Genomic DNA, 15,755 nt, shown 5'->3' with positions numbered 1-15,755 from the left:
AAGAAGAGCATATTCCACTCTCGCGGTGACTTTTGATTTTTGACTTCACTTAACCAGAGTTTATTGGGCTTATGCAAAAAGTTAATACTGAATAAACAACCATGAATGCTGATATAGATCGCGAAAGTTACAATTATTTTCTTCAGGAAGCTCAAGACTTACTCCAAGACATCGAACAAGAGCTTCTCTCTTTTAAAGAAGACCCAACCACCGCTAGGGTACATAACATGATGCGCTCTGCTCATACCCTCAAAGGTTCAGCAGCTTCTGTAGGCTTAGAAGTAATTAAAGAAATTTCCCATGTTTTAGAAGATGCTTTTAAAACTCTCTATAACCCCGAAGTTGTAGTAGATGAAGAAATTGAATCTCTATTGTTTCAAGGTTATGAATGTTTACGTCTTCCCTTGATGGCTCATTTTAACGGTGGTAGTGTCGATGAGTCTTCGATGTTAGACCGTGCTGCGGGAGTTATCAGCCAACTACAAGAAAAGCTAGGGGATAAGTTTGATACCGATCCTCCTTTACCCACCTCCGAAGAATTAGGCTTTGATGTTGTTAAGTCCATCTTTGAAACAGGCGTAGAAGAAAAGCTGACAGATATTGAAAATGCTTCCAGCGCAGATTTAGCTACTACTTTGCAACAGAAAGCAGAAGTGTTTCTTGGTTTAGGGGAATCCCTTAATTTACCTGGATATGGAGCGATCGCTGAAGCCACATTAAAGGCGTTAGAAAACTATCCTGATGAAGTAGAAATCATTGCTCAATTAGCTTTAGCCGATTTTAGGTGCGCACAACAAGCCGTCTTAAATGGCGATCGCGCTATTGGAGGTGAACCTTCTGAAGAGTTACTTTCCCTAGCACAAGAGGAAATTGTCACCTCAAAAACCACTCAATCAGAATTCCCCATAACTGCAATTACCCACGTTGAAGAAAGCTCCAGTATTGTTAATCCAGAAGATGATGCTTTAAATCTTGATTCTGTATTAGCTGATGCGGTTATTGATAGCAATGCTGAATTAATTACTGAAGACACCACTCCCATAGAGAAGGAACAAGATGTTCAAAACAAAACCAATGAAACTCTGAATTTAGATGATTTATTCGCTCAAGCTTTCGTTGAAGAGGAAATTCCCACCGAAATCCAAAACGAAACTGTCCCAGAATCAACCGTCGAAGCGGATTGTCCTGAAGCAGAAGAAGTTAAGGTCGTTGTTGAACCTGAAACCAATTCCAAATCAGAAAATAATCCGCATCAAGCAGATATTCCCTTCAGTCTGGATAGTTTACTAAGTCAAACTACAATTACCACCTCTCCTACCAAATTACCCACTGTAGTTGACACTGCACCTAAATCGATTTCTCCAACAAATAACAATTACAATTCAACTAAAAAATCCTCATCCACCATTAACAACCAATCCAAAAATAATCAGAAAGCAGCAAGTGTTCGCGTTGAATTAGAACAATTAGAAAGATTAAATCATTTAGCAGGAGAATTGTTAATCGAGCAAAATCAACAAACAAACCAAGACAAACATCTAAGAGGAATCATCCAAGGACTTCTAGCGCAACTACAACAACACAAGCAAACCCTCAATGAACTAAGAGACTGGTCAGATCGTAAATGGCTCAATACAAAGATATTTTCAGGAGAAAATCAGTCTACTTCTAATTTACCTTTCGAGCAAATTTTCGATCCTCTAGAAATGGATCGCTATGATAATCTGCAACTATTAATTCAAAAAGCAGCAGATGAAGCTATTCAACTAGAAAACCTCACTGAGTTAGTTTCTCTATCTAACAAACAGTCTCGCCTTTCTAGAGAAGCCCAACAACGTCTCTTAACCAATGTACGGGATGACTTAACCACCGCCAGGATGCAACCTTTAGGGGATTTATTTAATCGTTTCCCTCGCGTACTCAAACAGTTAGTCGGAGTCCAGAAAAAACCCGCCGAATTAGTCTTAAAAGGTAAAGAAGTACTTATTGATAAAGCGATTGTGGAAAAACTATACGATCCTCTATTACATCTAATTCGTAATGCTTACGATCATGGAATTGATTTACCCGAAGCACGCTTAGCTAGCAATAAACCAGAAGTAGGCTACATTAAAATCCAAGCTTACAATCAAGGAAACCGTACCATTATTGAAGTCAAAGACGATGGTAGAGGGATTAATATCGAGAAAATTGCTAATAAAGCGATTGAATCAGGATTAATTACCCCTGCACAGGCGCAGGAATCCACTAAAGAAGAATTATTAGACTTATTATTTGAGCCAGGATTTTCCACCGCTAACGCTGTCACCGATCTTTCAGGTCGAGGTGTTGGTTTAGATGTAGTACGCTCTCAGCTACAGTCACTTAATGGTTCGGTAAATGTGCAGACTATAAGTGGTCGCGGAACTACCTTTACTTTAGAAATTCCTTTATCTCTCACTATTACTGAATTGTTAGTGTGTCAGGCAAAAGAAGTAGTATATGCTATTCCAGTTAACACTGTAGAGCAGATTTTAATCCCTGGTGCAGAACAGTTAAAAGTTTTGGGTAGAAATCACTCTCAATTAACAGAATTAGCTGATGGCAATCGCTATGAAGACCCTGTTTTAGATCAAAGACTATCCCAACAACCAGTTTTACATTGGCAGCAAGGTAATGAAGAAGTTCTTGTCCCTTTGTATAAATTATCAGAGTTGACTGAATATTCTACTATTAGCTCGCGATTTTTACCCTACTGTTCTAATTCTGCTCTAATTGCTACTGAAGGCTTATTAGCTAACCATGCTCCCGTAATCTTACTACGTACTACTCACGGTTTAATTGGCTTACAAGTAGAACAACTTTTAGGAGAAAAAGAATTAGTTATTCGTACCCTAGGTTCGGCGGTTAATCCTCCAGCTTATGTTTATGGTTCTTGTATTCTCAGTAATAGTGACCTCGCCTTAGTACTAGATATCGAAAAATTAATCGATCGTCAACCTACCAATAGCAGATATTCCACCCACAAATTAACAGAAAAAGCCACCGCTACCCCCTTACTACCAGGAAGTGTTGAACAAACGGATGGAGATGTAATTGACGTTTCTCCTAATGCTAATTTGCCTAAAGGTAATTTACTTTTAGTAGTAGATGATTCTTTAACCTTAAGACAAACTCTAACCAAAGCCTTAAATAAGTTTGGCTATCAAGTAATTCAAGCAGAAAACGGCAAAGAAGCGATCGCAAAATTACAACAAATTCCTAACATTAACCTAGTAGTTTGTGATGTAGAAATGCCTCACCTTAATGGTTTTGAGTTTCTCAGTATTGTGAGTCAAGACCGCAATTTAGGACAAAAACCCATAGTAATGTTAACTTCCCGCAGTGCCGAAAAATATCGCAAAATTGCCCAAGAATTAGGTGCATCTGCTTATCTTACCAAACCATTTATCGAACAAGAATTGTTATCTACTATTGATGAGTTGTTAACAGCAAAATCAATGATAAATCATTAATAATTAACAAGAACAAAGGAAGAAGAACAAAGTAATTAATATTTTTCTTATTCCTTGCTTCTTATTCCTTGCTTCTGACTCCTGACTCCTTATTCTTGACCATGAACCAAATCACCACCACTTCCTCCGTAACTCCTACTGCTAATACTGAAACTTGTAAGGCAATTGTTGTCAGTATCGCAGAACATCTATTAGCACTTCCTGTAACTGCGGTTTTTAAAGTAATTCGTTCTTCCTTTGTTTACAGTAGTAACTTGGGAGAAAATAGGCTAATACACATTGAGGAGCAAACCCTTCCTTTAATCGATCTTTATCACTTACTAGTAGGTGTAAAACCGAATAATGAACCAGATAAATCTTTAAGTTTAACTCCAGAAGAAGAGAAATTTCTAGTTTTAGCCAAATCTGATACAGGTAAGCTAGTCGCCATCATTGTAGATGAACCACCTACATTAATGGATTTACCCCTTTCCCATATTTACGCTTTACCACATTCTCAACAGCAAAATTTGGGTAACATAGCCAGTCATATTGCGATCGTACCTCATCAAACCTCCCATCTCACAGTAATGTTATTAGACGTACAGCAAGCTCTCATGGCTACTGGTTTCTCTCAAGGTTTAGCTCCCTATGCTTCAACCCCATTCCAATTTCCTGCTTCTTGATGGTTGGTGGTTAGTCCCGTCAAGTCCCAAACTAAACGGGACTTGTACCCATCGCATTGGGGTATAAACAAAATAATATGGTTTGTTGTTGGTTGCTTATTTGTTCTTTGTTAGTGACTTATTCATTAGTTAATCACCCATCGTCCATTACTTATTACTCACTAACTCTTACCTCCTTGTTCTTTAAATGTTCCTTAAATTAATTACGGTTTTTATCACTGCCTAAGTAGGACGAAAAAAGATACATTAGGGTCAGACAGTAAAGAAATGTTAACAATATTTAAATCTGACCTATGTTTGAATATTTCAATGAAAAAGCCATAAAAAGTGTCGTTCTCTCCCAAGAAGAAGCTCGACGTAGTGGTTACAATCTAGTCGGTAGCGAACATCTATTGTTGGGGGTTATTGGGGAGGGGTCATCTATAGCAGCTAAAATATTAGCAGATAAAGGGATTAATCTTAAGCAAACCAGAGCAATTATCGAACAAATAGTAGGACGTGGTGGTGGCTTTAGTCCTGCGAACATACCCTTTACTCCCAGAGTGAAACAGATTTTTGAATCGGCTTTTGAAGAATCTCGCCAATTGGGAGTTAACTATATCAGTCCCGAACATATCTTACTAGCACTCGCCAAAGAATCTGATACTGTCGCAGGTAAAGTGTTAACGAGTCGAGAGATCGATCTCAATCAATTACGAATCGAAATCCTCAAAAGATTAGGTGAGAAAGAAGCGGTCGCAGCAGGAGAAAAAAAACGCTTTAATCCCTTCGGTTTAGGTGATGAGCGTTCTGCAAAACCCCGTTTGGAAGAATTTAGTACTAACCTAAGTGCTTTGGCAAAAGAAGGAAAACTCGATCCTGTAGTGGGAAGACAAGCGGAAATCGAACGTACTATCCAGATTTTAGGACGTAGAACCAAAAACAACCCCGTATTGGTGGGAGAACCAGGAGTTGGTAAAACAGCGATCGCTGAAGGTTTGGCGCAACGTATTGTTGATGGTGAAGTACCCGATCTCATTCAAGAAAAAGAAGTAATTAGCCTCGACATGGGTTCATTGCTTGCTGGCACTAAATTCCGTGGTGAATTTGAAGAACGTCTTAAAAGCATTGTTGATGAAGTAAGAAAAGCAGGAAACATCATCTTAGTTATCGATGAAATTCATACCATAGTTGGTGCTGGTGCGATGGGTGGCGCGATGGATGCTGCTAATATGCTTAAACCTGCTTTAGCTAGAGGTGAATTGCAGTGTCTCGGTAGCACTACCCTGAATGAATATCGCCAACACATTGAAACAGATGCAGCTTTAGAACGTCGTTTCCAAAAAGTATTAGTGGGCGAACCTTCTGTAGAGGATGCGATTACGATTCTTCAAGGCTTACGCAAAACCTACGAAGACTTTCACCAAATTAAGTTTACGGACAAGGCAATCGAATCTGCTGTTACTTTAGCAGAAAGATACATTACAGACCGCTTTTTACCCGATAAGGCGATCGATTTAATTGATGAAGCTGGTTCGCGGATACACTTAAGACATTCCACGAGTAAAGGAGTTTCCGAACCAGAAAATACCCCTATCGATCCTCAAGCTTTAACCCCTGTAGTAGACGAAACAGAAATTGCTGAAATCGTTTCCGCTTGGACGGGAGTACCTGTAAGCAAAACCGATGAAACTGAATCAGAAGTCTTAATCAATCTCGAAGCTAATTTACACGAAAGAGTAATCGGTCAAGATGTAGCAGTCAAAGCAGTTTCCCGTGCTTTACGTCGTTCTCGTTCTGGTTTAGGCGATCGCAATCGTCCCATTGCAAGTATGATTTTCTCTGGTCCTACTGGAGTAGGAAAAACCGAACTTGCTAAGGCATTAGCTACGTTGATGTTTGGTAAGGAAGATGCCATGATTCGCATTGATATGTCCGAATATATGGAATCTCACACTGTTTCTAAACTAATTGGTTCACCTCCAGGGTTTGTTGGTTATGACGAAGGGGGACAATTAACCGAAGCAGTACGTCGTAAACCCTATTCTGTAATTTTGTTTGATGAAATTGAAAAAGCCCATCCTGATGTATTCAATCTTTTCTTACAACTTCTTGATGATGGTCGTTTAACTGATGCTCAAGGTCGTGTGGTAAACTTCAAAAACACTGCGATCATTATGACCTCTAATATCGGTGCTAAAGCTATTGAAAAGGGAGGTACAGGACTTGGTTTTGGTTTAGCAGATGACACTGGCGAAGCAGCTTATCAAAAAATCAAAGAACGAGTCAATGATGAGTTGAAAAACTATTTCCGTCCTGAATTCCTCAACCGTCTTGATGAGGTGATTGTCTTTCGTCAGCTTACTCAAACAGAAGTCGCAGCTATCTCTGATATTTTACTGCAAGAAGTTTCTGACAGACTCCAAGAACAAAGAGATATCACTTTAGAAGTTACAGAAGCTTTTACCAAGAAAGTAGTCACAGAAGGTTTCGATCCTAGCTATGGTGCAAGACCCTTACGTCGTGCCATTATGAGACTATTAGAAGATAGTCTAGCAGAAGCTATTTTATCAGGAAGAGTTAGTGAAGGCGATCGCGCTTTGGTAGATATTGATGAGGAAAATCAAACTATTATCTCTGCAACAGAACAGCCTACGCTAGTAAAAGCCGTTCAATAATTTTAGAGATTTCCCTTAAATCTTGAAAATAGAATCCCGATGATACTTATTTGATTGTATTGTCGGGATTTACTTTATCCCCGTCAAATATTAATTAATGCCGAGCCTAAAAATCACGATTAAGTTTTGTATTTATGAATGTTTTTGTAGTATAAAATGTTATATACTAGATTCCAGTAGTAAATTTATTTAAGTAATGATCGATAGCTACCTATTAACAAACTAAACTACTGATATGATTTAAGGTGTGAATAATCAAGCATACCGATTAAAATCATTGACCGAGGGTAACTGGTTCAAGTTAATTTGTGGAGCTAGTTATCAACATCTTCCTGCGATTCGCTCTTTAGCATTGGCATACAGTCTTGCTGGTGCAGATTGTATTGACGTTGCAGCCGATAAAGCAGTTATTTCCGCAGCCCAAGAGGGAATTTCTGTTGCAGCTAAACTAAGTGACACTCAGCAGCAAGAAGGCTCGATAAAGAGCAAACAACCTTTATTAATGGTGAGTTTAAATGATGATGAAGACCCCCATTTTCGGAAAGCAGAATTTGAGAGCATCCAATGTCCCGCAGATTGCCCTCGTCCTTGTGTAAAGATTTGTCCTGCCCAAGCAATTAATGATTTTGGGGTAATTGATAGTCTTTGCTATGGTTGCGGACGCTGTTTGCCAATCTGTCCTGAAAATTTAATTTTAACTCGTTCTTATGTGTCTACTCCCCAGACTGTGATTCCTTGGATTGAGGAAATGGGGATTGATGCCATTGAAATTCATACTCAAGCAGGGCATTTTGAGCAGTTCCATAGGCTATGGCAAACAATTTATCCTGTGGTTAAGCAGTTAAAGGTGCTAGCCATTAGTTGTTCTGATGCACCTGATGTAATTCAGTATATGCGATCGCTGTATGCATTGATCGCTCCTTTGCCTTGTCCTTTGATTTGGCAAACCGATGGTCGTCCCATGAGTGGCGATATCGGTGCGGGAACAACCCACGCTGCGGTGAAATTTGCTAAAAAAATAATTGGTGCTAATTTACCAGGATATGTGCAGCTTGCAGGAGGGACAAATGGTTACACTATAACTAAGCTCAAGTCCGCAGGAATGCTCAAAAAACCGCAAAATAAGATAAATAGTGATGGTATTAATAACAAAAAAGTTTCTGGGGTTGCTTATGGCAGCTATGCTCGCTCTTTAATTCTACCAACTTTAGAACAGCTAGAAATGTTAGGTCATGAGGTAAATTCTCCAACCAAGATATTGGAAAACAACCCTCAATTATTGCAGCAAGCAGTGAAGCAGGCACATAGTTTAGTTACCCAAATAAAAACTCAAGTTCCTCAAACAATCTCTCGCTAAACCAGGGAATAGCCATAACTGTTTTTGAGTTATTGATTTACAAAATTATCAATCAACGATTGTTTAATGAAGAATGTAAATCGATCGGAAAATACTTTTTTATTTAGTTAAGTTAATACCTAATTAAGAAAATATTTTTGCATCATAACCTTAATTCCTGGTATTTGTTTGGCAGAGGCAAAATATCAACATGGCGATTGGAAAAGCTGGAATTACCCAGCATCCCTTGTCATTAAAACTAGCTTACTTGATAAATCAAATTAATCTGAATGACACAAGAGAAAATAGCATCCCATCGTATGCAAATTACCGATAACCTAGAAAAGTTATTGGCAATATTACCAGAGACAATACTCACCCAAGTTAATAGTCATTCTCAAAAAGATAATCTAATTGAAATCGTGATGGATTTGGGGCGATTACCAGAAGCTCGTTTTCATAATGAGGTCACATATTTAGGAGAATCAACCATCACCAAAGAAGACATCCAACACTGCGTTGAGCGAGTAGGAATGTTTGGTGCTGATAACCGTGCTGGTATTGAAAGAACACTCCATCGCATTAGTGCAATTCGCAATCGCGCAGGAGAAATTATCGGTCTGACTTGTCGTATTGGTCGGGCGGTATTTGGCACTATTGTCATGATTCGTGACTTAGTGGAAACTGGTCAATCAATACTGCTTTTAGGTCGTCCTGGAGTGGGTAAAACCACTGCTTTGCGGGAAATTGCCAGAGTTTTGGCAGACGATTTGAATAAACGTGTTGTCATCATCGATACTTCTAATGAAATTGCAGGAGATGGAGATATTCCTCACCCTGCTATTGGTCGCGCTCGTCGGATGCAGGTAGCTCGTCCTGAGTTGCAACATCAGGTAATGATCGAAGCGGTGGAAAACCATATGCCTGAAGTGATTGTAATTGATGAAATTAGTACCGAGTTAGAAGCCCTCGCAGCCCGTACAATTGCCGAACGAGGTGTCCAATTAGTAGGAACGGCACATGGTAATAGCCTGGCTAACTTAGTGAAAAATCCTACTCTTTCTGATTTGGTAGGAGGTGTTCAAGCAGTTACCTTGGGAGATGATGAAGCCAGACGTAGAAGATCGCAAAAAACCGTTCTAGAGCGCAAAGCACCGCCTACTTTTGCGATCGCTGTAGAAATGCTGGAAAGACAACGCTGGGTAGTTCATGAAGACACCGCAGAAACTATCGATACCTTATTACGAGGTATTGAACCTGCAACTCAGATTCGTACAGTGAATGATAATGGGGAAGTATCGGTCATCCACGAAGAAGCTCAACTTGATGCCAACACTCTAGTAAATCGAAGTATGACTCCTTCTTTGGGTCCTGGAGGTTGGCGAGCATCGGGTAAAATGAACCCTGTTGCCAGTTTTGGTAGTAAGCGCAAAAAAAAGCAAAATCCTCAGTTTGAGCAAATGCTAGAAAGTTCTTGGCAAACTCAAGAACCTCATAGTAACAAGCTGCGGACACCAGGGCCTAATGGGGAAGATTGGCCCGTTTATATCTATCCTTATGGTATCGGTCGCTCTCAGTTAGAGCAGGTAATTGGGGTGTTAGATTTACCTATAATGTTAACCAAAGACTTGGATGGTGCGGATGCCGTCATTGCTTTGCGATCGCAGATTAAACACCATTCTCGTTTGCGACAGTTAGCTAAAAATCACCATTTGCCGATTCATGCAGTTAAATCTAATACTATTCCTCAAATAACCAGGGTTTTACGGCAGTTACTTAACTTAGATGACCCTAATGTACCAGAAGCCACCGATATGCGTCTTTTTACCAAAGCAGGTAATGATGATGAAATCGAAGCGTTAGAAGAAGCAAGACTCGCTGTAGAGCAAATAGTGATTCCTCAAGGACAACCAGTAGAATTACTTCCGCGATCGGCAAAGGTTAGAAAAATGCAACATGAGTTAGTGGAGCATTATCGCTTACAGTCTGATAGCTTCGGCGAGGAACCCAACCGTCGTTTACGAATCTATCCAGCATAAGTAAAGTATGAAGGATAAGGGATGAAGGATGAAGTATCAAAAAACAGGTATTTTTATCTATTATTAGTAGTTAATCATTAGTAGTCGTTTACGAATCTATCCAGCATAAGTAAAGGATGAAGGATAAGGGATGAAGGATCAGGTATCAAAAAACAGGTATTTTTATCTATTATTTAGTAGTTAATTATTAGTAGTTGATATAGTACATTCCTTGTAATTGTTTGTGATTTCTTAGTTCTTCATAATTTATCCTTCATAATTCATCTGAATAAAACAGTCTGACATTATTTTATTTCTTATGAACAAACACGATTTAATTCAGCAATTATCTCTTGTAGAACACGTTGAAGGGGGGTATTTTAGAGAAACTCATCGTTCGGAAGAAACTTTATCTACTAATAGAGAAGGTAAAGACAGAGCTTTATTAACTTCCATTTATTATTTACTAACAGACGATCGATCTATCGATCATTTTCATCGCAATCAGTCGGATATCATGCATTATTTCCATTTTGGCTCTGCTATCACCTATTTAATTATTGAGCCATCAGGAAAGTTGACAAAAGTTAAGTTGGGACTTAATTTTGCTCAAGGAGAAGTTGCACAGTTATTAGTCCCTGGGGGGTTTTGGAAAGCTGCGGTATTGGAAGAAGGCGAATTTGGCTTGATCGGCGAAGCAGTTACTCCTGGTTTTGATTACCGAGATATGGAAATTGCGACAGAGAGTTATTTTCAAAAACAATTTCCCGATTTATGGACAGAATTAGCACCTTATGTTCACTAATTGTAGAGGCAATGGCATTAACCCTGATTCAAATTGTAGTCTCAACATTAGTTATAGCTATACAAGATTAGATTATCGACCTACTCCCCATCTTAAAATGGCGGGGATTCGAGGCTCAAACAGAAATTGCAGTTTTAAACTGACTGACATCTCCTACCCTCAGAGGTAAAGATCAATTTTTTCTCAGGTGTTCAATTGCTACGAATAAAGCATCGAGCATGACCTCAAAACTATCATTAGTAGAGCGGGGTAAAGTTAATAGTCCTGATTGTTCCAAAGTAATAAAACCCACAATTGCTGAATTTGTCATTCTCATAATGTCGATTAATTGGGCTTCGTTAATATCTTCAGACCATAAAAAAGCTTTAAAAAAAGTTTGAGATTCCTTGATTATTAAAGCTGATTCAGGATCTTCTGGTTGTAATTGAAATTGCGTCATCACACGATAAAGACCAGGATGTAACCTTGCAAAATCACGAGTCGCTTGACCTCCTGCTTGTAAAAAAGCGCGGGGATCGTTCAAACCAAAAGTTTTCTGGCTAAAATAGTTGAAAAAACGTCGATAAATAGCTAAAACTACGGCTTTTTTTAATCCTGCATTGCCGTTGAGATGCTTATAAATTGCAGGAGGTTTAATCCCTAATTCTCGCGCTACCCGATTAACACCAAGGGCAGATTCTCCTTCTTTCTCAATACAAGCGATCGCTGCTTCGACGATATCTTGTTGCGTTAAAGAGTTTTCTTTTTTTGGACGACCCATAAACCAATTTAGTTAATACTGTTAACTAAAAGTGAATATAATTAACTTAATTGAATTTATTGTATTAGATCGTGAGAAATGAAGATTATTTTGACCTCTGCTTCGGAACTGGCTCGGATGATTCGTCAGCAAGAAATTTCTGCGGTGGAAGTTTTAGAGGCTTATTTGCAACAAATAGAGCGATATAACAGCCAGATAAATGCCATTGTCACCTTAGATGCTGAAAAAGCCATGCAAAGAGCTAAAACAGCCGATGAAGCTCTAGCTAAAGGTGAAAACTGGGGAGTGTTACATGGTGTTCCCGTTACAATTAAAGATACTTTGGCAACGGCGGGGCTTAAAACCACTGCGGGTTATCCACCATTGAAAGATTATGTTCCCTCGGAAGATGCCACCACTGTAGCTCGTTTAAAAGCAGCAGGAGCAATCATTTTAGGGAAAACCAACTCCGCAGAGCTTGCAGGAGATTATCAAACCAATAATCCTGTTTTCGGACAGACTAATAACTCTTGGAACACAGACTATACAGTAGGGGGTAGTAGCGGCGGATCGGCAAGTGCGATCGCTGCTAGTTTTTCTGCATTAGATATTGGCAGTGATATTGGTGGTTCAATTCGTCAACCAGCGCATTTTTGTGGTGTTTTTGGATTTATGCCGACAGATCGCAGAGTCCCTACTACAGGACACATTCCCGAATTACCAGGAAAAACCAAGCACATTCGCCGTATGCTTAGAGTTGGGCCTTTAGCCCGCTCGGTAAAAGATTTACAACTCTGCTTTACTATCATTACAGGAGCAGATAGCAAACAGCCAGAAATTCCTCCTTTAGCATTAAATCGACCAACAAACAAAAAACTTACCGATCTTAAAATTGCCTGGACTTATGGCTATGATTTTTTACCTGTCAGCCAAGATACCCGCAGTGCAATTAAAAACCTTGTCAACCGTCTATCAGATGCTGGTTGTCAATTAGAAGAATGCCAGCCTCCAGATTTTGATTGGGAAGAAGCTTTAGCCAATTACAGTGTTTGTGCTGGTTATGAATTATTTATCTCTGCTTCTCAATGGAGTATTTTACAGGGAATGTGGCTAGGTGTTGTTACTGAGTTTTATGCCCGTACCCAAACCACTTTTAAATCAGGTACTCCCTTAACCAAAAAAGGAAATCTGACTTTTCCCCCCAGTGTGGCAAAGTACAACACTTTACTCGCCGAACGCGATCGCCAAATTAGCCAAATGGAGCATTTTTTAGAAAGATGGGATGCTTGGATCTGTCCTGTAGCAATAACTCCTGCATTTCCTCATTGTGCGCCTAATCGATTTATAGCTGTTGATGGGGTTAAGTTGCCTTATCTTCTAGCTTCTGGCGGTTACACTATGCCTTTTAACTTGCTGGGTAATCCCGTGGTTGTAATCCCCATCGGAAAAAGCCAAACAGGACTACCCATAGGAGTGCAAATTGTGGGCAAAAGATGGCAAGACATGAACTTATTAGCTGTTGCCAACGAAATCGAACGAGTACTAGATAGCTTTCAATCTCCTTTTGTTCCACAACTAGCGCAATAACTACTTTGTTTTGTTCGTATTTGCCAAAAAGCCTTAGTATCAACTTCTTCACCAAGTTCGAGCTAAACTCTGTAAATAGACTGAAAATTAATAATGTTCTAGAAGCCTTAATTTACTTTATCCATGTGGTGTAGTGCAAGACAATAAGCCATATTTCTGTATTCGATTTTGACCGCATCTTAGAAGCTTTGATCGCAATCTGCAGTAACTGAGCTATGGCAAGGTTTCTCGTCGGATAAACACAAATACATAATTTGCGATTGCTATGATTACTGAAGAAAAATCTACCGACTCAGAATTAGAAGCAACTTTCTCAATCAAGTCTTTAACAAGCAAGTTTAACAGAATTGGTACTCTCCGTCGTCGTTTGCTGTTGAGAATTTTACCAGCAGTATTATTTCCTTTAGCTATAGCTAGTGCGCTCGGATATATTATTACAGAACGTCGAGCCAAAACTGAATTTGTAGAGCAGCTTGAAAATGAATCTCTTTTAGCCAGTAAAACAATTGTAGCTTTTGTAGAAGACTCTTTTAAAAAGATTGATTGGGTTGCTGCTAATCCTGAAGTAATTCAAGCGATGAAAACAGGCAGCGAAGATGCTCAGGAGCAAAAATTAGCAAAACAACCCGTTACCGTTCCAGAGAAAAACTTTGCTAACACCCAACGATTAACAGCCAATGATAGCCTGAATAAATATTTACAACAGATAGTTAAATCCGATCGAATTGTGGCAATCTTGGTGACTGAGAGTACTGGCTTGAATGTTGCTTTTAGTAACTCCACCGCCGATTTTGTCCACAGTGATGAAGATTGGTGGAAAATCACTCAACAAAAAGGACTAGCAATGAATGAACCTGAGTTTGATGAGTCGGCAAATACCAATGTAATTTCTTTCTCTCAAGCAATAAAAGAACCCCAAACTGGAGAATTTCTTGGGGTAATTAAAGCTAGTATTCCAGTAACGAGATTGATTTCCCAACTTAGTGTCTATATCAATACCAGAAACCAGCAATCTTCCCAATTACAAATTGTTGACCCTGACGATAGTTTTGTTCTTTACACCATCGAACACGAAAAATCTACAGTTAATACTCTCGAAGACACTAACAATCAAGATGATGACGACAATGAAGAAGGCAGCCGAGTAATTGGTGGAGAAGCTATTGTAGAAGTCATTGAAACTATGATCAGGGTTGAGGGGAATTCCTTGGCTCTTGAGTTAGAGTTAGAGGAACAGGAAGGTCTTGAAAATTCTTTAACTTTAAAAGAAGCACAACAATTAATTGCCCAACAATCTGGATTTTCCGATGTCATTCTTCATCAAGAAGAAATATTATCTAAAATCAGTACTCTTGTCTCATTCAAATATCAAAACAAAATCTATATTTTGTCCACTGTTCCCGATACTGACTACGTATCAATCAGCAGAGTAGATTATAAGGTGGTAGCAGCAGAAGCCAGGAAATTGCTAATAGTATTTGCTTTAACAGCTATTGTTCTTGGTAGTGCTTCAGTTGGTTTAATTATTCTTCTAGCGCAGCAATTGTCCCAACCTTTGACTAATCTAGCAGAAACAACACAACAGGTAGCAGCAGGAAATCTGGATACTATAGCTAGGATAGAAGGAACTAGAGAAACTAGAACCTTGGCAGATAACTTTAACCAGCTAGTAGATCGAGTTCAAATCTTACTACAGGAACAAAAAAATATTGCAGAACAGCAACGCCAACAAAAAGAACAGCTAGAAGCAGCAATTTATAAACTAATAGATGAAATCTTCGATGCCACAGAAGGGGATTTAACAGTGAGAGCGAGCTTGGATTCGCTGGAACTAAGTGTGGTTGCTGACTTGTTTAATGCGATTGTCAGTAGCTTACGAGAAATTGCCGTTGAAACCAAACACTCAGCTAGACAAGTAGGTTCTTCTTTAAGGAAAAACGAAGCAGCTATTCGTCTTCTAGCAGATCGAGCTACTGGTGAGGCTAGAGAAACTCGTAATACCCTAACTTCTATAGAAAAGATGTCTCAATCAATTCAGGTAGTAGCAGAAAATGCCAGTCAAGCAGAAAAGATTGCGGATGATACTTATGATACTGTTTTGCACAGTGCCAGTGATATGGATTTAACTGTAGACAGTATTTTAACTCTGCGGACTACAGCAGATGAAACAGCTATAAAAATGAAGCGTTTAGCAGAATCTTCGCAGAAAATCTCCCAAGCAGTTTCTTTTATTGAAGAAATAGCCCTAAAAACTAATATCTTAGCCATTAACGCCACCGTTGAAGCGGGGCGATCGGGAGAATATGGGGAAGGTTTCACCATTGTTGCAGAACAAGTCGGTGCATTGGCAGAACAATCGGCAGCAGCAACTAAAGAAATTGCCAACATTGTCTCCACAATCCAATCAGCAACCCTAGAAGTCTCTCAAGCAATGGAATCAGGTACAGCCCAAGT

9 protein-coding genes are annotated in these 15,755 nt (G+C 39.2%); 8 read left to right on the top strand and 1 reads right to left on the bottom strand.

Features of this window, described 5'->3' with window-relative positions:
* The first annotated feature begins 101 nt into the window (after window positions 1-101).
* From H1P_RS07975 to H1P_RS07950, 6 genes are all read left to right on the top strand, one after another.
* Window positions 102-3,494 carry a hybrid sensor histidine kinase/response regulator gene (locus H1P_RS07975; protein ID WP_144865901.1) on the top strand — a complete coding sequence of 1,131 codons (3,393 nt, stop codon included), beginning with the start codon at window positions 102-104 and terminating at the stop codon, window positions 3,492-3,494.
* A 101-nt stretch (window positions 3,495-3,595) separates the two neighbouring features.
* A complete protein-coding gene (locus tag H1P_RS07970; RefSeq protein ID WP_144865898.1) occupies window positions 3,596-4,159 on the top strand; it encodes a chemotaxis protein CheW in 564 nt (187 codons plus the stop codon).
* Window positions 4,160-4,452: 293 nt separating this feature from the next.
* Entirely contained in the window at window positions 4,453-6,816 is a 2,364-nt protein-coding gene (locus tag H1P_RS07965; RefSeq protein WP_144865895.1) for an ATP-dependent Clp protease ATP-binding subunit, read from the top strand.
* Window positions 6,817-7,063: 247 nt separating this feature from the next.
* On the top strand, window positions 7,064-8,173 hold the full coding sequence (gene ldpA / locus H1P_RS07960; protein ID WP_144865891.1) for a circadian clock protein LdpA: 1,110 nt from the start codon (window positions 7,064-7,066) through the stop codon (window positions 8,171-8,173).
* A gap of 269 nt (window positions 8,174-8,442) precedes the next feature.
* The gene (locus H1P_RS07955; RefSeq protein WP_186375887.1) at window positions 8,443-10,191 is read left to right on the top strand and encodes a R3H domain-containing nucleic acid-binding protein; all 1,749 of its coding nucleotides are present in this window, start codon (window positions 8,443-8,445) and stop codon (window positions 10,189-10,191) included.
* 298 nt (window positions 10,192-10,489) lie between these two features.
* Window positions 10,490-10,975: a cupin domain-containing protein gene (locus H1P_RS07950; RefSeq protein ID WP_144865888.1), complete on the top strand. Its 486-nt coding sequence runs from the start codon at window positions 10,490-10,492 to the stop codon at window positions 10,973-10,975.
* 172 nt (window positions 10,976-11,147) lie between these two features.
* Here the strand turns inward: H1P_RS07950 and H1P_RS07945 are convergent, their stop codons facing one another.
* Window positions 11,148-11,735, bottom strand: a complete 588-nt coding sequence (locus H1P_RS07945; RefSeq protein ID WP_144865884.1) for a TetR/AcrR family transcriptional regulator — start codon at window positions 11,733-11,735, stop codon at window positions 11,148-11,150.
* Window positions 11,736-11,813: 78 nt separating this feature from the next.
* On the opposite strand from H1P_RS07945, the gene H1P_RS07940 reads away from it, so the two are divergent.
* Window positions 11,814-13,301 carry an amidase gene (locus H1P_RS07940; protein ID WP_144865881.1) on the top strand — a complete coding sequence of 496 codons (1,488 nt, stop codon included), beginning with the start codon at window positions 11,814-11,816 and terminating at the stop codon, window positions 13,299-13,301.
* A gap of 265 nt (window positions 13,302-13,566) precedes the next feature.
* A partial coding sequence (locus H1P_RS07935; protein ID WP_144865878.1) for a methyl-accepting chemotaxis protein occupies window positions 13,567-15,755 on the top strand: 2,189 nt, incomplete at its 3' end.

Origin of the sequence: Hyella patelloides LEGE 07179 (assembly GCF_900659865.1) — a bacterium.
Lineage (GTDB): Bacteria > Cyanobacteriota > Cyanobacteriia > Cyanobacteriales > Xenococcaceae > Hyella > Hyella patelloides.
The sequence above is the reverse complement of the archived record's forward strand: the minus strand, read 5'-3'. Positions and strand labels throughout refer to the sequence as shown.

Excerpts from the sequence above, each read along its gene's own strand:
- H1P_RS07945 (WP_144865884.1), bottom strand. The coding sequence starts at position 11,735 with ATGGGTCGTCCAAAAAAAGAAAACTCTTTAACGCAACAAGATATCGTC.
- H1P_RS07955 (WP_186375887.1), top strand. The coding sequence starts at position 8,443 with ATGACACAAGAGAAAATAGCATCCCATCGTATGCAAATTACCGATAAC.
- H1P_RS07975 (WP_144865901.1), top strand. The coding sequence starts at position 102 with ATGAATGCTGATATAGATCGCGAAAGTTACAATTATTTTCTTCAGGAA.
- H1P_RS07940 (WP_144865881.1), top strand. The coding sequence starts at position 11,814 with ATGAAGATTATTTTGACCTCTGCTTCGGAACTGGCTCGGATGATTCGT.
- H1P_RS07970 (WP_144865898.1), top strand. The coding sequence starts at position 3,596 with ATGAACCAAATCACCACCACTTCCTCCGTAACTCCTACTGCTAATACT.
- H1P_RS07965 (WP_144865895.1), top strand. The coding sequence starts at position 4,453 with ATGTTTGAATATTTCAATGAAAAAGCCATAAAAAGTGTCGTTCTCTCC.
- H1P_RS07950 (WP_144865888.1), top strand. The coding sequence starts at position 10,490 with ATGAACAAACACGATTTAATTCAGCAATTATCTCTTGTAGAACACGTT.